Raw genomic sequence first — 16550 nt, forward strand, 5'->3', positions numbered from 1 at the left:
CGTCAGCCGGCACGCAGGCGGGCGAGGAAATCGCCCAGCTCGCGGCGCAGCACCGTCGCCTGCCCGGTCAGGGCGCCGGAGGCCTCCAGCACCTCCTCGGCGCCCTGTTCGGTGTGGTGGACCACCGTCGTCACCTCGGCGATGCCGTCCGACACCGCCTGCACGCCGCGGGCGGCCTGTTCGGTGTTGCGGCTGATCTCGCCGGTGGCGGCGTTCTGTTCCTCCACCGCGCCGGCAATGGCCGAGGCGATGCCGCTGACCTGATTGATGACCGCCGCGATGCCGTGGATGGCCGAGACGGTCTTCTGCGTCGACTCCTGGATGCCGGTGATGAGGGCGCCGATCTCGCCGGTGGCCCGCTCCGTCTGGGTGGCCAGCGCCTTGACCTCGTTGGCCACCACCGCGAAGCCCTTGCCGGCGTCGCCGGCCCGTGCCGCCTCGATGGTGGCGTTGAGCGCCAGCAGGTTGGTCTGGCTGGCGATGTCGGTGATCAGGTCGACCACTTCGCCAATGCGGCGGGCGCTTTCCACCAGATCGGTCACCATGCGCTCGCTTTCCCCGACGCGCGCCACCGCATCCTGGGTGACTTCCACCGAAGCCTGGGCCTGACGGCCGATCTCGGCGATGGAGGCGGCCAGTTCCTCGGTGGCGGCGGCGACGGTCTGGACGCTGGCGCTGGCCTCGGTGGCGCCGGCGCTGACGCTGGCGGACCGTTCCTCGGCCGTGCGGGCGCCGGCGGTCATGTCGGCGGCGGTGGCGCGCATCTGGGAGGAGGCCGCCGCCACCTGTTCGGCCACGCCGGAGAGGGCGTTTTCCAGCGCATCGGCCATGGCGAGCAGCGCCGCCCGCCGTTCCTGCGCGTTGCGGCGTTCGTCCTCTGCCCGCTGCGCCTCCAGGCGGTGACGGTCGATGGCGTTGTCGCGGAACACCGCCACCGCCTGCGCCATGGCGCCAAGCTCGTCGCGGCGGCCGGCGCCGGGGATGTCGATGGCGGTCTCGTCCGCCGCCAGCCGCACCATGGCATGGCGGAGATCCTCCACCAGCTTCATCTGCCGGCGCAGGAACCACCAAGTGCCGATGCCGATCACCACCGTCACGCCACCTCCCAGCAGGGCGATGGTGGTCAGCAGCTGGGTGACGCCGGCCAGGAACTGGCTGGCCTGCAGCCCGACATAGAGCACGCCGACGACGCGGCCGCTGCCGTCCTTGATGGGGTCGTAGGCGGTGAAGTAGCGCTCGCCCAGGATCTCGGCGTCGCCGCGATAGGGCTTGCCGTCGCGCAGCACCGCATCATGCACCGGACCGGCGGCGAGGCGGGTGCCGAGGGCGCGGCTGCCGTCCTCCTTGCGGACGTTGGTGGCGACGCGCAGGTCGCCGTTGAAGATGGTCGCCGTGCCGCCCACCAGGGCCTGGATGCGGTCGGTGAGGGCGTTGTTGCCGTCCAGCACCGTGTCGCCGGCCCGCAGCTGGCCGTCGGCGACGGTGATGTCGGCGCCGCCCTGGCGCAGCACCTCCCACGCCACCCGCATGTTGGCCTCCTGCTGGCGCTGGGCCTGGGCGATCATGTCGGCCCGCGTCAGGGTCCAGGTGACCGTCAGCACCGCCGTCAGCAGGACAACCATGGAGACGAGCGTAAACAAGACCACGCGGGTAGAAAGAGAAAGAGAATGATTCGCAGAAAGCATGACGGTCCTCCGCGACTATTTTATGTGTGTAACTTTAGACTCACCTCCATGGAGGACGACAACGAAAACCGTCAATCGCTTGTCTGACATATGCCGGATGCACGACTGTCTTATGAGGCGGATAAGACGACTGTGGCCATCCTTATGGACACAAGGTCGCAAGCCGGCAACCCAGGGCCGCCGGCGGTCGCGGCGGTTCCGTTCGGTTGCATGGACGGGGGCGGCCGGCGGTGCTATGTCTGCACGGCCCGCCGCTGCTGGAGGTTCGTGATGCCGAGGTTGCCCGCCGTCCTTGTCGCCGCCGCCACCGTCGGCCTTGCCATGGCCGCCGCCGTCGTGCTGGCGCCGCGCCCCGCCGCCGCCGAGGAGGTGGGATGCGTGTCGACCGTGTGGAAGATGGTCGGCCCCGACCACAAGATCTGCGTCGATGCCTTTGCCGATCCCAAGATCGACGGCGTCGTCTGCCACGTCAGCCGGGCCCGCACCGGCGGCGTCAAGGGGGCCTTCGGCCTGGCCGAGGATACCTCCGACGCCGCCATCGCCTGCCGCCAGGTCGGCCCCATCACCATCAAGACGCCGCTCAAGGACGGCGAGCAGGTGTTCAGCGAGCGCCGGTCCGTCCTGTTCAAGACCCTGCAGGTGGTGCGCTTCCACGACAAGCCGCACAACACCCTGGTCTACCTGATCTACAGCGACAAGCTGATCGAAGGCAGCCCCAAGAACAGCATTTCGACCGTGCCGATCATGCCGTGGCGGGAGTAACAGCGCCGCCGGCGTGATACCATGCCCCCTCGGAGGGAAAACCGGAGGAGAACCTGCCATGATGGAAGCGCCGATCCCAGTCGACGACGGGGCGCGGGTCGCGTCGCTGCGGTCCATGAACCTGATCGCCACGCCGGCCGAACCGGCGCTGGACGGCATCACCCGCCTCGCCCGCCGGCTGGCCAAGGCGCCCATGGCGCTGGTGTCGGTGGTGGATGCGGAACGGCAGTGGTTCCTGTCGCGGGTGGGCATGGAGGCATCGGAGGCGCCGCGCCGCACCTCCTTCTGCGGTCATGCCATCGTGCAGGAGGAACCCTTCGTCATCCCCGACGCCCGCCTGGACGTGCGCTTCGCCGACAACCCTGTGGTCACCGGGCCGCCCTTCGTGCGCAGCTATGCCGGCATTCCGCTGCGCAACGGCGACGGCCATGCCATCGGCACCCTCTGCGTCATCGACACCCGGCCGCGGCAGTTCATGGACTCGGTGCTCGACGCCCTCACCGACCTCGCCCGGCTGGCCGAGATCGGGCTGGAGAACCGCCGCCTGGGCGAAACCCAGCGGCAGCTGGTGGCGGAGCTGGACGAAGCCCGGCGCGAGGCGCTGCTGTGCCCGCTGACCCAGGCCTGGAACCGCCGCGGCTTCGACCTGCTCTACCAGCGCGAGGCGGCCAAGGCGGCGCGCGAGGGGGTGCCGCTCGGCCTGGCGGTGCTCGACATCGACCACTTCAAGCGCATCAACGACACCCACGGCCACGAGACCGGCGACCGGGCAATCCGCCTGTTCGCCGAGATCCTGCGCGGCAGCCTGCGCCCCTACGACACCCTCTGCCGCATCGGTGGCGAGGAGTTCGTGGCGCTGCTGCCGGGCGTGACGGAAACCGGCCTGGAGGCCATCGGCCACAAGCTGCTGACGGCGGTGCGCAGCCAGGGCCTGCTGCCGGTGGACGAGCACGCGCCGCCGCCGCACCGCTTCACCACCAGCATCGGCATGGTGACGGTGGCGCTCGCCGCCGCCGCCGGTGCGGCAGCGCAGGCACTGGCACTGCGGCGGGCGGACGAGGCGCTCTATCGCGCCAAGAGCGACGGCCGCGACCGGCTGGACCTGGCGCCGCCGGTGGAGGGCTGAGCGCAGGACGGCGCCGGCAGCGGCGGCCGTCGGCGACGCTGCTTACGATCCGCCGCCGGGTGGCGCGCGTAGTCTTCTGAGACGCCCCTGCCACAGCCGCCCGACACGGAGGATTGCATGCTCGCCCTGACCACGATGATGATGATTGCGGTCGCCGCCGGCGCCACCGCCCTGTGGACCGCCGAGCGCCAGAGCCGCCATCAGGCGCGGGCCCGCGTGCCGGTGCGGATCAGCCGCCAGCGCCGTCGGTAGGCCGCGCCAGCAGGGTCACCCGCTTGGCTCCGCCATAGGGCTCCAGCTCGCCGACGCTGGTGAAGCCGAGGGCGGTGTGGAAGGCGACCGACACCGGGTTGGCCGGCCGCAGGTTCACCTCGCAGGTCACCCGCGCCACGCCACGTTCCGCCGCCACGGCGAAGACGTGCTCGTACAGCGCCCGCGCGGCGCCGCTGCGGCGGCGGGTCTGGTCGACGACGATGCGGTCGACATAGAGAAAGTCGTCCATGTTGGCGCAGAACCAGCGGTAGTTCTCGCTGGCGTAGGACGCGCCCGGCCCGAACACGATGACGAACCCGGCCATCGCCCCGGCCTCGTCCACCGCCTTCACCGCCAGCGCCGCTTCGTCCAGCAGCGCCTGCATGGCCGCCGGGTCGAGGTCGTTGACATGCGGCACCGCCGCCGTGTTCAGCGGCACGATCACCGGCAGGTCGGCGGCGGACAGCGGCAGCAGCGAGAAACGGGGACGGACGGCGTCGGCATCGGCGGCGGCGGTCATCGGCGGGCTCCTTGCGCGGTCAAAGCCACCGGGTACCCCGCCCCCGCCGCCCGGACAAGAGCCATTGCCCTACCGCAGGCGGCCGGCGAGGCGCATCCAGATGCGGGCGGCATCCACCGCGTCCCCTTCGGCGGAATGGCGGCGGCCTTCCGGCTCCAGCCCCTCGCGCGCCAGGGCATCCTCCAGCGCCACCCGCTGGCCGCAGCCGCGCAGGGTGGTGTAGAGCTGCGCCAGGTCGACGAAGCCGGGGGAGAACGGATGCTCCTCCAGGTGCGCCGCCGCCACCGCCTCGTCCAGCAGCAGGCGGTCGGTGCCCCAGGCGTACCACGCCTTGCGGCCCGGCCCCCAGTCCTTGCGCAGGCTGCCCAGCACCTGGGCCAGCGGCCGGCCGTGGGCGCGCAGGTCGGCGGCGGTGATGCCGGTCAGCTCGGTGCAGTAGTCGGAGACGGTGGAGCGCGCCGGCCGCACCAGATAACGGCCGCTGCGGGTGATGCGCAGGTCGGCCGCGTCCACCTCCGCCAGCCCGATCTCGATGATCTCGCTCTGCTCGCCGTCTGGCGGCGGGCCGCGCCAGCAGGTGAGTTCCAGGTCGACGAACAGCAGACGGTCGAGACGGAGGGAGGTAGCCATGGCTCCGACCTTACCGCCGCCCGGCGCGCCGCGCCACAGTGGTCACGCCCCAGCGGCGGCGCCCCGGTGGCCGCTGCACCCTCACCGCCAGCGCCGGCTGCCCGTCCACAGCAGTTCCACCGCCGCCGCCACCAGCACGCCGAAGGCGAGATGGGTGACCAGGCCGCGGGCATGGGTCTCCCACGGGTAGGCCTGCGGCCCGCGGGCAAGGCCGAGGGCCGGCACCAGCCCCTCGTCCAGCAGCAGCGCCATGGCACCGCCGCACACCAGCGCCGCGCCGCCCGGGTGCAGCCGGCCGTAGCGCCGCAGCAGCACGTAGACCGGCGTCCAGCCGAGGCCGGTGGCGTAGTGGACCACCCAGCCGCCGTTCTCCAGCGCCTTGCCGCGCAGGTCGATGCCGAGCAGCCCGGCGGCCCGCCTGGCCGCCATCTGCGACGGGTCGAGCGGCAAGGCCGCCTCCTCCTCCCGCCGCTGGGCGTCGGCCGGCATCAGGCGCGCCAGCACCGCCTGCACCGTGTTGGTCAGGTGGGTGGCGATCAGCCCCGCCGCGGCGGTCACAAGGCTGTCGATGACAAAGGCGCGCAGGCGCATGGGCGGCGTCTCCTTCTTCCGGCCGAGGGGTCCGGAGGAAGCAACGGCCGGCCGCCGGGCCGGGTTGGATCAGCCCGTCGGCGCCAGCATCAGCCGCGCCCCGGCGGCGGAGACCTCGGCCCGGGCGGTCTCGGCGATGCGGTCGTCGCAGCACACCACGTCGAAGGCGTCCAGGCGGGCGAAGAACACCGGCTTCACCGTGTCGAACTTGCTGGAATCCAGCACCAGCGCCTTGGTCACCGCATTGGCGATGGCGGTCTGCTTGATGTCCACCTCGTGGAAGTTGGAGCAGCTGACGCCGAACGAGCCGTGCACCCCGCCGGCCGAGATGAAGGCGGTGTTGATGCCGATGCCGCGCAGCATGTCGAGCGACTCGGCGCTGGAGAACGATGCCGACGAACTGTGATAGAGCCCGCCCAGCATCACCACCCGGATGCCCGGCTTCTTGCACACGATCTCGGCCACGTTCATGGCGTAACAGACCACCGTGATGCCGCTGTTGGCGGGAATGCGGGTGGCGAGGTGGGGGATGGTGGTGCCGCAGTCGAGGAAGATGGTCTGGCCCGGCGACACCAGCGGCAGCGCCGCCTCGCACGCCGCCCGCTTGAGCGGCGTGTGCGACTCCCGCTCGCGGTCGAGGATGTAGCCCATGCCGCCCGGCGACTCGGCACTCGCCACGATATAGCCGCCGAGGTAGGTGAACCGCCCGTTGCACGCCGCAATGTCGCGGCGGACCGTCATCTCCGACACATCCAGCAGCCGCGCCGCATCCTTCAGCCGCAGGAATCCCCCGGCCTCCAGCGTTGCTTGCAGTTGATCCAGGCGATCCGCCCGACGTTTGGACATGGCAGCCTCTCGCCAAAAGGAAGAGTCAAGCAGGGCCCGGGCGGCTCCGGCGCGGCGACGGTGCCGCGATCGGGCCGCCGCCTGCGGCGGTTTAGCGGCAATCGTCATGCCACGCAACCCTGCCGCGCGCCGGGGGCGCCCTTCCACCGTGATGTTTTAACCTTGACGCCCCGCGATCTGAGTGGAACCATCGTATCACAAAATGTTAGAATAATCACATAGCGGACGGTAAAGTCCCTCCACTGCCGTCCGGGGAGCGTGACAAATGTCCAACCCAGCCGAATCCCTGGCGCCGGCTGACCTCGCCGGCTACATCGACCACACCCTGCTGCGGCCCGATGCCCAGCCCGCCGAGATCGAGCGGCTGTGCGACGAGGCCCGCACCCATGCCTTCAAGGCGGTGTGCGTCAACCCGCTGTACATCCCGCTGGTGGCCGAGCGGCTGGCCGGCACGGCGGTGGCGCCCTGCGCCGTCATCTGCTTCCCGTTCGGCGCCGACCCCACCGCCATCAAGGCGGCGGAGGCGGAATGGGTGGTGCGTCACGGCGCCCGCGAGGTCGACATGGTGGTGCCCCTCGGCCTGCTGAAGGCGGGCCGCGCCGACGCCGTGCGCGACGACATCGCCGCCGTCAAGCAGGCCTGCGGCGACGCGCTGCTGAAGGTGATCATCGAGACCTGCCTGCTCAGCGACGAGGAAAAGGTGCTGGCCTGCCGCCTGTCGCAGGAAGCCGGCGCCGACTTCGTGAAGACCTCCACCGGCTTTGCCGGCGGCGGCGCCACCGAAGCCGACGTCGCCCTCATGCGCCGCACCGTCGGCCCCGCCATGGGGGTGAAGGCCTCCGGCGGGGTGCGCACCACCGAAGACGCCCGCCGCATGATCGCGGCCGGCGCCTCACGCATCGGCGCCAGCGCCAGCGTCGCCATCATCGGCGGCGGCACGGCCTGAGCCCTTGCGGCGCGGCGGTTCCGTCCGCGCCACCGGCCCCGCCGGACCTCATCCCAACGGAACCGCGCCGACCGGACCGCACAAGATCCGGCCCCCGCGAGACTTCATGGGACCGCGCAGCGACGCGGGACGTCTTCCAAGGGAGTTCAATCATGAAGAAGCTTCTGTCCTCGCTGATGGTTGCCGGGGCCATGCTGGCGACGCCCGCCCTGGCCGCCGACGTGGTGCCGACGCCTGAAAAGATCGCGACCTTCAAGACCGACGCCGCCGGCAAGACCTTCAGCATCGCCACTGTGGTGAAGGTGGACGGCATCGCCTGGTTCGACCGCATGCGCGACGGCGTCAAGCAGTTCGGCGCCGACACCGGCCACGACACCTGGATGGTCGGGCCGAGCCAGGCCGACGCCGCCGCCCAGGTGCAGTTGATCGAAAACCTCATCGCCCAGGGCGTCGACGCCATCCTGGTCGTCCCGTTCTCGGTCGAGGCGGTGGAGCCGGTGCTGAAGAAGGCGCGCGACCGCGGCATCGTGGTCATCGCCCACGAAGCGTCCAACATCCAGAACGCCGACTACGTGCTGGAAGCCTTCGACAACCACGCCTACGGCGCCAAGCTGATGGAAGTGCTGGGCGGTTACATGGGCGGCGAAGGCAAGTACGTCGCCACCGTCGGCAGCCTGACGTCGAAGTCGCAGAACGAGTGGATCGACGGCGCCGTCGCCTATCAGAAGGAACACTTCCCGAAGATGGAGCAGGTCACCAACCGGCTGGAGACCTATGACGACGCCAACACCGACTACAACAAGCTGAAGGAAGTACTGACCACCTACCCCGACCTCAAGGGCATCGTCGGTGGTCCGATGCCGACCTCGGCCGGCGCCGGCCGCCTGGTCGCCGAGCGCGGCCTGAACGGCAAGCTGTTCTTCGCCGGCACCGGCCTTGTTTCGGTGGCGGGCGAATACCTCGCCAAGGACAACATCCAGTACATCCAGTTCTGGGATCCGGCGGTCGCCGGCTATGCCATGAACATGCTGGCGATCATGGCCCTCACCGGCCAGGGCGACCAGATCAAGGCCGGCCTTGACCTCGGCCTGCCGGGCTACACCGACCTGTCGACGCCGGAAGGCGCCAAGACCAACCTGGTCTACGGCCAGGGCTGGGTCGGCGTGACCAAGGACAACATGGACGAGTACGACTTCTGAGCGTGCCTGCCGGGCGCGGCGGGCGGCCCCTTCGGCCCTCCGCCGCGCCCCTTCCTTCCGCACACGCTCCGAACCCTGAAGATGGCGGGCTGATCATGTCGGACGCTTTCATCGAACTCCGCGACATCCGCAAGGAATTTGCCGGCGTTGTCGCCCTCGACGACATCTCCCTCACCATCCGCGCGGGCGAGATCCACTGTCTGGCCGGCGAGAACGGGTCGGGCAAGTCGACGGTCATCAAGGTCATGTCGGGCGTCTACCAGCCCGACGGCGGCAGCATCCTCATCGACGGCCAGCCGGTCAGCCGCCTGACGCCCATTTCCGCCATCGGCCACGGCGTGCAGGTGATCTATCAGGACTTCTCGCTGTTCGGGAACCTGACGGTCGCCGAAAACCTGGCCATGAACGTCCACCTGCGCGAAAAGCGCAGCCTGATGGACTGGCGCCGCACCCGTGCCATCGCCGCCGAGGCGGTGGAGCGGCTGAAGGTGGACCTCGACCTCGACGCCGAGGTGGGCCGCCTGCCCACCGCCGGCAAGCAGCTGGTGGCCATCGCCCGGGCGCTGATGTCCGACGCCCGCCTCATCATCATGGACGAGCCGACCACAGCGCTGACCCGCAAGGAAGTGGAGACGCTGTTCCGCATCGTCCACGACATCCAGTCGCGCGGCATCGCCATCCTGTTCGTCAGCCACAAGATGCGCGAGATGCTGGAGATCAGCGAGCGCATGACGGTCATCCGCAACGGCCGCAAGGTGGCCGAGGGGCCGACCGGCGACTTCGACGAAGCCTCCATCACCCGCCACATGACCGGCACCGACATCCTCAACGAGCCCTATGTCTGGAGCCCGCCCGCCGGCGCCGAGCCGCCGCCGCCGCGCCTGGAAATCCGCGACCTGGCGGTGCCCGGCCGGTTCGAGGGGCTGTCGCTCGCCATCCGTCCGGGCGAGATCGTCGGCCTGTCGGGCCTGCTCGGCTCCGGCCGCACCGAGGTGGCGCTGACCCTGTTCGGCATGCTGCCCGGCTACCGCGGCGAGGTCCGCGTCGACGGCGCGCCCGTCACCCTGCGCACCACCCACGACGCCATCGAGGCCGGCATCGCCTATGTGCCGGAAGACCGCCTGACCGAGGGCCTGTTCCTCGCCCAGAGCATCAACCGCAACATGCTGGCGACGTCTTACGAGCGTCTGGCGCCGCGGCTGGTGATCGACCGCCACCGCGCCGACGCCATGACCAGCGGCATGATCAAGTCCATGCAGATCGCCACGCCCACCGGCGAAAAGCCGGTGATCGAGCTGTCGGGCGGCAACCAGCAGCGCGTCGTGCTGGCCCGCTGGCTGCTGACCGATGCCCGCGTGCTGATCCTCAACGGCCCGACGGTCGGCGTCGATGTCGGCTCCAAGGCCGAGATCCACCGCAAGATCCGCGAGCTGGCCGTGCGGCACGGGCTGGCGGTGGTGATGATCTCCGACGACGTGCTGGAACTGGTGCAGAACTGCAACCGCATCGTCCTCATGCATCGCGGCCGCTTCGTCGACGAGGTGGAGACCGCCGCGACGACCGAAGAACAGGTCAGCGACATGCTGAAGACGTTTACGTAAAGGGGGGACGTCATGACCTGGCTCCGCCGTTCGGAAGTGGTCATCGCCGGCATTCTCGTGCTCGCCATGATCGTCATCGGGCTGGTCAATCCGGCCTTCTGGCAGCTCGACAACCTGTTCAGCCTGCTGCGCAGCAACGTCATCATCGGCATCATGGCGCTCGGCGTGCTGCTGGTGCTGATCTCCGGCGGCATCGACGTGTCGTTCCCCGCCTTCGCGGTGGCCGCCATGTACCTGACCGTCAAGGGGATGCTCTACCTCGGCTACGACGGGGTGGCGCTGCCGTTCCTGACCGCCGCGGTCATGGGCCTGCTGTTCGGCAGCCTCAATGCCTTCTTCGTCTACAAGTTCCGCATGATCCCGCTGATCGTCACGCTGGGCACCGGCGCCATGGTGCGCGGCTTCCTGCTCGGCGTGGTCGGCACCAGCATGATCAACATCAACAAGATGCCGCCGGCGCTGATCGACTTCGCCCGCACCGACGTGCTCAGCTTCACCAAGGCCGACGGCACCACCTACGGCCTGACGGCCATGGTGCTGATCTACCTCGGCCTTGCCCTCGCCATGCATCTGGTGCTGCGCTACACCATGATCGGCCGCAGCGTCTATGCCCTCGGCGGCGATGCGGAAGCGGCACGGCGGGCCGGCTTCGACCTGCGCAAGACCATCTTCTTCGTCTACTGCACCGCCGGCGCCCTGGCCGGCTTCGCCGGGCTTCTGCACAGCGGCATGATCTGGCTTGCCAACCCGCGCGACTTCGTGGGGCTGGAGCTGGACGTCATCGCCGCGGTGGTGCTGGGCGGCGCCTCCATCTTCGGCGGCCGCGGCACCGTGCTCGGCACCATGCTCGGCGTCTTCATGCTGGTGATGGTCAAGAACAGCCTGATCATCATGAAGGTCGACACCACCTGGCAGCGTGTGGTGGTGGGCATCATCATCATCATCGCGACCGCCGTCACCGCCTGGCGTGACCGCCGGCGGCAGGCGTGAGGAGGCTGGATCATGAAGTACCAGATGGATTTCCGCAGCCTGCTCAACCGCGACAACAACATCGTTCAGCTGATCGTCATGACGATCCTGATCTTCGCGGTGATGGCGGCGCTCAGCCCCGACAAGTTCCTGCGCTACTATAACTTCGAGTCGATCACCTACATCTTCCCCGAACTCGGCCTGCTGTCGATCGCCATGATGATCGCCATGCTGACCGGCGGCATCGACCTCTCGGTGGTCGGCATCGCCAACCTGTCGGGCATCCTGGCCGGGGTGGTGTTCCACCGGCTGGCCGGCGACACCGGCATCGCCGACGCCCCCTTCCAGGTGGTGCTGCTGGGCGGCGTGGTGGCCATCGGCACCGGCGTGGTGGCGGGAGCACTCAACGGGTTCCTGGTGACACGGGCGGGGATCATCCCGATCCTCGCCACCCTCGGCACCGGGCAGGTGTTCACCGGCCTCGCCATCGTGCTGACCGGCGGCCCTGCGCTGGTCGGCTTCCCGGAAGCCTGGGCCTTCCTCGGCAACGGCAAGGTGTTCGGGCTGGCGACGCCCTTCGTGCTGTTCATCGTCATCGCCGCCATCATCGCCTTCGTGCTCAGCCGGACCACCTTCGGCATCAACCTCATGCTGATCGGCACCAACCCGAAGGCCGCCCTGTTCGCCGGGCTGAAGCGCGAACGCATGATCTTCTACAGCTACATGCTGACCGGCGTGCTGGCGTCGGTGGCCGGCATCATCCTGTCGGGCCGCACCAACGCCGCCAAGTCGGACTACGGCACCTCCTACCTGCTGCAGGCGGTGCTGATCGCGGTGCTCGGCGGCACCAACCCGGCCGGCGGCAAGGGCACGGTGCTCGGCATCTCCATCGCCGTGGTGGCGCTGATGCTGCTGGCCAGCGGCTTCCAGATCCTGCGTTTCTCCAACCACCTGATCGACTTCATCTGGGGCGCCTTCCTGCTCCTGGTGATCGCCATCAATGCCTTCAAGAACCGCACCCGCTGACGGGACGGGGGAGGACACCATGAGCGACCGCGACCACACCACCACCACCATCGCCCTGCGCCGCAGCTTCTTCGACGAGCCCGAGCGCGTGCTGGTCGAGGCCGACGGCCTGACCGCCAGCCTGTTCCGCTACGACAGCGGCATCGAGGCGGTGCGCCTGACCAACCGGCGCGGCCATCTGGTGGTGCTGCCCTACTTCGGCCAGATGATCTGGGATGCCGTGTTCGACGGCGTCGACCTGACCATGGCCAACATGTTCGACATGCCGCGCCCGGCCGACGTCATCGTCGGCACCTACGGCTGCTTCGCCTTCCATTCCGGCCTGCTGCGCAACGGCTGCCCCGGCCCGCAGGACAGCCACCCCCTGCACGGCGAGATGCCCTGCGCCCCCATGGACGCCGCCGCCCTTGAACTCGGCCGCGATGCCGAAGGGCCGTTCCTCGCCCTGTCCGGCCGGCGGGAATACGTGATGGGCTTCGGCGCCCACTACATGGCGCGGCCGCGGGTGGTGCTGCGGCCCGACAGCGCCCTGTTCGACATCGAGATGGCGGTGGAGAACCTGTCCGGCGCGGCCATGGACCTCATGTACATGTGCCACGTCAACTTCGCCTTCTGCGACGGCGCCCGCATCGTCCAGCCGGCCCCCTTCACGCCCGAGGCCACCGTCGTCCGCACCCAGGTGCCGGCCCATGTGCCGCGCAGCGAGGCCTACGACGCCCTGCTCGACGCCCTGGCGCGCGACCCGGCAGTGATGGAGGTGCTGGACGAGCCGGCCCGCTACGACCCCGAACAGGTGTTCTACATCCGCGGCCTGCGCAGCGGCGCCGACGGCCGCACCGCCCTGATGGCGCGGCGGCGCGAGGGCGATGCCTTCCACATCGCCTACGACGTGCGCGACTTCCCGAAGACGGTGCGCTGGGTGCTGGTCAACAGCGACCAGAAGGTCAACGCCTTCGCCCTGCCCTCCACCTGCGAGCCCGAGGGCTACGCCGCCGAGAAGGCCAAGGGCAACGTGCAGACCCTGGCCGGCGGGCAGACGCGGCGGTTCTCCGTCCGCCTCGGCTACCTGACCGCCGCCGAGGCCGAGGCCGCCGAAGCCGCCATCCGCGCCCTGTGACCGACACCCCATCGCGGCGCCGCCCCGGCGCGGCCCGCCGCCAGACGAAGGAGAAGGCCATGTCCGGCAAGATCGCCGTGGTCGGCAGCAACATGGTCGACCTCATCACCTACACCGCCCGCATGCCGGGCCCCGGCGAAACCATCGAGGCGCCGCGCTTCGAAATGGGCTGCGGCGGCAAGGGCGCCAACCAGGCCATCGCGGCGGCACGCCTGGGGGCGGAGGTGATGATGGTCACCAAGGTCGGCGACGACATCTTCGCCGACAACACCATCCGCAACTTCGAGGCCTCGGGCATCGACACCCGCTTCGTGGAGCGGGTGCCCGGCACCTCCAGCGGCGTCGCCCCCATCTTCGTGGAGCCGTCGGGCGAGAACAGCATCCTCATCGTCAAGGGCGCCAATGCCCTGCTCTCCCCCGCCGACGTCGACCGCGCGGCGGAGGCGCTGAAGGAGTGCGACCTGATCGTCATGCAGCTGGAAGTGCCGCTGGAGACGGTCTACCACACCATCGACTTCGGCGCCCGCCACGGCATCGAGACGCTGCTCAACCCGGCCCCGGCCGACCCGCTGCTCGACCCGGCGCGCATCGAGACGGTGACCTTCTTCGTCCCCAACCAGACCGAGTTGGCGACCATCACCGGCCTGCCGGTGACGTCGGAGGCGGAGGCCGAGGCCGCCGCCCGCACCCTGGTGGCGCGCGGCATCCGCACCGTCATCGTCACCCTGGGGGCGCGCGGCGCCCTGCTGGTCACCGCCGGCGAGGCCACCCGCCGCATCGAGCCGGTGCGGGTGCAGCCGGTGGACACCACCGGCGCCGGCGATGCCTTCATCGGCAGCTTCGCCCGCTACTACGTCGCCACCCGCGACCTCGACGCGGCGCTGCACAAGGCCGTGCGCTATGCCGCCGACAGCATCACCAAACCGGGGACGCAGAAGTCCTATGCCACGCAGCAGGCCTTCGACGCCTTCTGCGCCAGCCTCGACACCGGCCGCCAGCCCGCCTGAGGCCGGGCGGAGCAGGTCCAGGGCCGTCTGCAAGGAGACACCGCGATGCAGCCCGCCGTCATCGGAGTGGACGTCGGAACCGGCAGCGCCCGCGCCGGCATCTTCACCCTTGAAGGCCGCCGGCTGGCGGCGGCGGTGCGGCCGATCCGCCTGTGGCGGCCGGAACCGGAGTGGGCGGAACAATCCTCCGACGACATCTGGGCCGCCGTCTGCGCCGCCGTGCGCGAGGCCCTGGCCGCCTGCGCCGAGGCGCCGCAGGTGGTCGGCATCGGCTTCGACGCCACCTGCTCGCTGGTGGTGGTGGACGCCGCCGGCAAGCCGGTCAGCGTCGACCCCGGCGGCGACGATGCCCGCAACGTCATCGTCTGGATGGACCACCGCGCCATCGCCCAGACCGAGCGCATCAATGCCGGCGACCACGAGGTGCTGCGCTACGTCGGCGGGCGCCTGTCGCCGGAGATGCAGACGCCCAAGCTGCTGTGGCTGAAGACCCATCTGCCGCAGGCGTGGCGGCGGGCGGCGCATTTCTTCGACCTGCCCGACTTCCTCACCTGGCGCGCCACCGGGTCGCTGCGGCGGTCGCTGTGCTCGCTGGTGTGCAAGTGGACCTACCTCGGCCACGAAGGGCGCTGGGACGACGACTACCTGCGCGCCGTCGGCCTCGGCGATCTGGTGGACGAGGGCCATGCCCGCATCGGCACCGACGTGGGCGCCGTCGGCAGCGCCATCGCCGGCGGCCTGTCGCCGCAGGCGGCGGCGGACCTGGGGCTGCCGGCCGGCATCGCCGTCGGCACCTCCATGATCGACGCCCATGCCGGCGGCATCGGGGTGATCGGCGCCGCCGTGCCGGAATGCGGGCGGGTGGATTTCGACCGCCGGCTGGCCCTGATCGGCGGCACCTCCAGCTGCCACATGGCGGTCAGCACCGGCGCCCCGCGCTTCATTCCCGGCGTGTGGGGGCCCTACTGGTCGGCCATGGTGCCCGGCCTGTGGCTGGCGGAAGGCGGCCAGTCGGCCACCGGGGCCCTGGTCGACCATGTGGTGCAGGGCCACCCCCGCCACGCCGACCTGGCGACGGCGGCGGAGCGCTCCGGCGTCACCGTCTACCAGCTTCTGAACGAGCATCTGGCCGCCCTCGCGGCGCACGAGGGCGTGGCGGTGGCGGAGCTGACCGCCGACCTGCACGTCCTGCCCTACTTCCACGGCAACCGCTCGCCGCGCGCCGATGCCACCCTGCGCGGCATGGTCAGCGGGCTGCGGCTGTCGGACAGCGTCGACGACCTGGCGCGGCTCTACCTGGCCACCGTGCAGGCCATCGCCTACGGCACCCGCCACATCATCGAGGCCATGAACCGCGCCGGCTATGCCATCGACACCGTGCTCGCCTGCGGCGGCGGCACCAAGAACCCGGTATTCCTGCAGGCCCATGCCGACGCCACCGGCTGCGCCGTGGTGCTGCCGGAGGAACCGGAAGCGGTGCTGCTGGGCTCGGCGGTGCTGGGGGCGGTGGCGGCCGGGGCGTGGCCCGACATCCCCGCCGCCATGGCCGCCATGAGCCGCGCCGGCCGCGTCATCGCCGCCGCCGAGGGACCGGCGCGCGCCTACCACGACCACAAGTACCGGGTGTTCCAGCGCCTCTACGACGACCAGATGGCCTACCGCGCCCTCATGCACGACGGCTGACCGGCACGGCACCGGGCGGGACCTGGCGGGACCGGCACCTGCCCGGTGCCGTGCCGTCCCGAACACCAGACAGCAAAAAGCCGCTCCCGTTGCCGAGGAGCGGCTGCAGTCCGACGCCGGGTCGGAAAGAGAATGGTGCCCAGGGACGGAATCGAACCGCCGACACGGGGATTTTCAATCCCCTGCTCTACCAGCTGAGCTACCTGGGCACTTGACGCCGTAACGTCGTGAGGTCGGCTTTATACGGAACCCGCATCCCCTTGTCCAGCACAAAAAAACACTTTTTTGTCAGCCCTGTTCGTCGGGTTCGGGGACGTAGCCTTCGGGCGGCGGCTCGTCGGTCGGCACCCGGTAGGCGCCGCCCAGCCAGCGGTTGAGGTCGACGTCGGCGCAGCGGCGGGAACAGAACGGGCGGTAGCGGGCTTCCGTCGGCTTGCCGCAGATGGGGCAGTGGGCGGTGGCGACGCGGGCGGCTTCGACAGGTGCGGACACGGCAGGCTCTCTTGCAGGATCAACGGGAAGACGACGACAGCGACACGATCTCGACCCGCTCCGCCGGCAGGTCCGGGCGTTCGACCAGCCGCAGCTGC

At 70.1% G+C, this 16550-nt stretch carries 17 protein-coding genes and 1 tRNA gene; 11 read left to right on the forward strand and 7 right to left on the reverse strand.

The features are described 5' to 3' along the window. Nucleotides 1-2: 2 nt before the first annotated feature. Nucleotides 3-1622, reverse strand: a complete 1620-nt coding sequence (locus ABD056_RS13560) for a methyl-accepting chemotaxis protein (RefSeq protein WP_343867392.1) — start codon at nucleotides 1620-1622, stop codon at nucleotides 3-5. Nucleotides 1623-1955: 333 nt separating this feature from the next. Here ABD056_RS13560 and ABD056_RS13565 point away from each other — a divergent pair, with 333 nt between their 5' ends. The 3 genes from ABD056_RS13565 to ABD056_RS13575 all read left to right on the forward strand — a co-directional run bounded on the left by ABD056_RS13565 (nucleotide 1956) and on the right by ABD056_RS13575 (nucleotide 3825). After that, complete coding sequence (locus ABD056_RS13565) at nucleotides 1956-2447, forward strand: CreA family protein (protein ID WP_425545038.1); 492 nt, start codon at nucleotides 1956-1958, stop codon at nucleotides 2445-2447. A 58-nt stretch (nucleotides 2448-2505) separates the two neighbouring features. Then, entirely contained in the window at nucleotides 2506-3573 is a 1068-nt protein-coding gene (locus ABD056_RS13570; protein WP_343867393.1) for a GGDEF domain-containing protein, read from the forward strand. A gap of 117 nt (nucleotides 3574-3690) precedes the next feature. Continuing rightward, nucleotides 3691-3825 (forward strand): hypothetical protein, encoded by a 135-nt coding sequence (locus tag ABD056_RS13575; RefSeq protein WP_343867394.1) that lies wholly within the window; start codon nucleotides 3691-3693, stop codon nucleotides 3823-3825. Here ABD056_RS13575 and ABD056_RS13580 read toward each other — a convergent pair. The 4 genes from ABD056_RS13580 to ABD056_RS13595 all read right to left on the reverse strand — a co-directional run bounded on the left by ABD056_RS13580 (nucleotide 3803) and on the right by ABD056_RS13595 (nucleotide 6412). Beyond that, a complete protein-coding gene (locus tag ABD056_RS13580; protein ID WP_343867395.1) occupies nucleotides 3803-4345 on the reverse strand; it encodes a GNAT family N-acetyltransferase in 543 nt (180 codons plus the stop codon). The genes ABD056_RS13575 and ABD056_RS13580 overlap by 23 nt on opposite strands. A gap of 69 nt (nucleotides 4346-4414) precedes the next feature. Then, the gene (locus tag ABD056_RS13585) at nucleotides 4415-4975 is read right to left on the reverse strand and encodes a 3'-5' exonuclease (RefSeq protein ID WP_343867396.1); all 561 of its coding nucleotides are present in this window, start codon (nucleotides 4973-4975) and stop codon (nucleotides 4415-4417) included. An 81-nt stretch (nucleotides 4976-5056) separates the two neighbouring features. Beyond that, on the reverse strand, nucleotides 5057-5566 hold the full coding sequence (locus ABD056_RS13590; protein ID WP_343867397.1) for a DUF1440 domain-containing protein: 510 nt from the start codon (nucleotides 5564-5566) through the stop codon (nucleotides 5057-5059). Between the two features lie 69 nt (nucleotides 5567-5635). Beyond that, the gene (locus ABD056_RS13595) at nucleotides 5636-6412 is read right to left on the reverse strand and encodes a DeoR/GlpR family DNA-binding transcription regulator (protein ID WP_343867398.1); all 777 of its coding nucleotides are present in this window, start codon (nucleotides 6410-6412) and stop codon (nucleotides 5636-5638) included. A 265-nt stretch (nucleotides 6413-6677) separates the two neighbouring features. On the opposite strand from ABD056_RS13595, the gene deoC reads away from it, so the two are divergent. The 8 genes from deoC to ABD056_RS13635 all read left to right on the forward strand — a co-directional run bounded on the left by deoC (nucleotide 6678) and on the right by ABD056_RS13635 (nucleotide 15960). Further along, on the forward strand, nucleotides 6678-7358 hold the full coding sequence (deoC, locus tag ABD056_RS13600; protein ID WP_343867399.1) for a deoxyribose-phosphate aldolase: 681 nt from the start codon (nucleotides 6678-6680) through the stop codon (nucleotides 7356-7358). Between the two features lie 152 nt (nucleotides 7359-7510). Next, complete coding sequence (locus tag ABD056_RS13605) at nucleotides 7511-8557, forward strand: autoinducer 2 ABC transporter substrate-binding protein (protein WP_343867400.1); 1047 nt, start codon at nucleotides 7511-7513, stop codon at nucleotides 8555-8557. A gap of 95 nt (nucleotides 8558-8652) precedes the next feature. Continuing rightward, complete coding sequence (locus tag ABD056_RS13610; RefSeq protein ID WP_343867401.1) at nucleotides 8653-10158, forward strand: sugar ABC transporter ATP-binding protein; 1506 nt, start codon at nucleotides 8653-8655, stop codon at nucleotides 10156-10158. A gap of 12 nt (nucleotides 10159-10170) precedes the next feature. After that, nucleotides 10171-11148 carry an ABC transporter permease gene (locus ABD056_RS13615; RefSeq protein ID WP_343867402.1) on the forward strand — a complete coding sequence of 326 codons (978 nt, stop codon included), beginning with the start codon at nucleotides 10171-10173 and terminating at the stop codon, nucleotides 11146-11148. A gap of 12 nt (nucleotides 11149-11160) precedes the next feature. Further along, the gene (locus tag ABD056_RS13620) at nucleotides 11161-12153 is read left to right on the forward strand and encodes an ABC transporter permease (RefSeq protein WP_343867403.1); all 993 of its coding nucleotides are present in this window, start codon (nucleotides 11161-11163) and stop codon (nucleotides 12151-12153) included. Between the two features lie 19 nt (nucleotides 12154-12172). After that, on the forward strand, nucleotides 12173-13270 hold the full coding sequence (locus ABD056_RS13625) for an aldose 1-epimerase family protein (RefSeq protein WP_343867404.1): 1098 nt from the start codon (nucleotides 12173-12175) through the stop codon (nucleotides 13268-13270). A 59-nt stretch (nucleotides 13271-13329) separates the two neighbouring features. Further along, entirely contained in the window at nucleotides 13330-14277 is a 948-nt protein-coding gene (gene rbsK / locus ABD056_RS13630) for a ribokinase (RefSeq protein WP_343867405.1), read from the forward strand. A 45-nt stretch (nucleotides 14278-14322) separates the two neighbouring features. Further along, nucleotides 14323-15960 carry an FGGY-family carbohydrate kinase gene (locus ABD056_RS13635; RefSeq protein WP_343867406.1) on the forward strand — a complete coding sequence of 546 codons (1638 nt, stop codon included), beginning with the start codon at nucleotides 14323-14325 and terminating at the stop codon, nucleotides 15958-15960. Nucleotides 15961-16093: 133 nt separating this feature from the next. Here the strand turns inward: ABD056_RS13635 and ABD056_RS13640 are convergent. Next, nucleotides 16094-16169: transfer RNA gene (locus tag ABD056_RS13640), tRNA-Phe, on the reverse strand. Nucleotides 16170-16248: 79 nt separating this feature from the next. After that, nucleotides 16249-16452 carry a DNA gyrase inhibitor YacG gene (locus ABD056_RS13645; RefSeq protein ID WP_343867407.1) on the reverse strand — a complete coding sequence of 68 codons (204 nt, stop codon included), beginning with the start codon at nucleotides 16450-16452 and terminating at the stop codon, nucleotides 16249-16251. Nucleotides 16453-16550 lie beyond the last annotated feature (98 nt).

This window comes from Caenispirillum bisanense, from assembly GCF_039523075.1.
Classification (GTDB): Bacteria; Pseudomonadota; Alphaproteobacteria; order Rhodospirillales; family Rhodospirillaceae; genus Caenispirillum; species Caenispirillum bisanense.

Excerpts from the sequence above, each read along its gene's own strand:
- ABD056_RS13605 (WP_343867400.1), top strand. The coding sequence starts at position 7,511 with ATGAAGAAGCTTCTGTCCTCGCTGATGGTTGCCGGGGCCATGCTGGCG.
- rbsK (WP_343867405.1), top strand. The coding sequence starts at position 13,330 with ATGTCCGGCAAGATCGCCGTGGTCGGCAGCAACATGGTCGACCTCATC.
- ABD056_RS13565 (WP_425545038.1), top strand. The coding sequence starts at position 1,956 with ATGCCGAGGTTGCCCGCCGTCCTTGTCGCCGCCGCCACCGTCGGCCTT.
- deoC (WP_343867399.1), top strand. The coding sequence starts at position 6,678 with ATGTCCAACCCAGCCGAATCCCTGGCGCCGGCTGACCTCGCCGGCTAC.
- ABD056_RS13585 (WP_343867396.1), bottom strand. The coding sequence starts at position 4,975 with ATGGCTACCTCCCTCCGTCTCGACCGTCTGCTGTTCGTCGACCTGGAA.
- ABD056_RS13615 (WP_343867402.1), top strand. The coding sequence starts at position 10,171 with ATGACCTGGCTCCGCCGTTCGGAAGTGGTCATCGCCGGCATTCTCGTG.
- ABD056_RS13590 (WP_343867397.1), bottom strand. The coding sequence starts at position 5,566 with ATGCGCCTGCGCGCCTTTGTCATCGACAGCCTTGTGACCGCCGCGGCG.
- ABD056_RS13560 (WP_343867392.1), bottom strand. The coding sequence starts at position 1,622 with ATGGTTGTCCTGCTGACGGCGGTGCTGACGGTCACCTGGACCCTGACG.
- ABD056_RS13625 (WP_343867404.1), top strand. The coding sequence starts at position 12,173 with ATGAGCGACCGCGACCACACCACCACCACCATCGCCCTGCGCCGCAGC.
- ABD056_RS13610 (WP_343867401.1), top strand. The coding sequence starts at position 8,653 with ATGTCGGACGCTTTCATCGAACTCCGCGACATCCGCAAGGAATTTGCC.
- ABD056_RS13580 (WP_343867395.1), bottom strand. The coding sequence starts at position 4,345 with ATGACCGCCGCCGCCGATGCCGACGCCGTCCGTCCCCGTTTCTCGCTG.
- ABD056_RS13570 (WP_343867393.1), top strand. The coding sequence starts at position 2,506 with ATGATGGAAGCGCCGATCCCAGTCGACGACGGGGCGCGGGTCGCGTCG.
- ABD056_RS13620 (WP_343867403.1), top strand. The coding sequence starts at position 11,161 with ATGAAGTACCAGATGGATTTCCGCAGCCTGCTCAACCGCGACAACAAC.
- ABD056_RS13635 (WP_343867406.1), top strand. The coding sequence starts at position 14,323 with ATGCAGCCCGCCGTCATCGGAGTGGACGTCGGAACCGGCAGCGCCCGC.
- ABD056_RS13575 (WP_343867394.1), top strand. The coding sequence starts at position 3,691 with ATGCTCGCCCTGACCACGATGATGATGATTGCGGTCGCCGCCGGCGCC.
- ABD056_RS13595 (WP_343867398.1), bottom strand. The coding sequence starts at position 6,412 with ATGTCCAAACGTCGGGCGGATCGCCTGGATCAACTGCAAGCAACGCTG.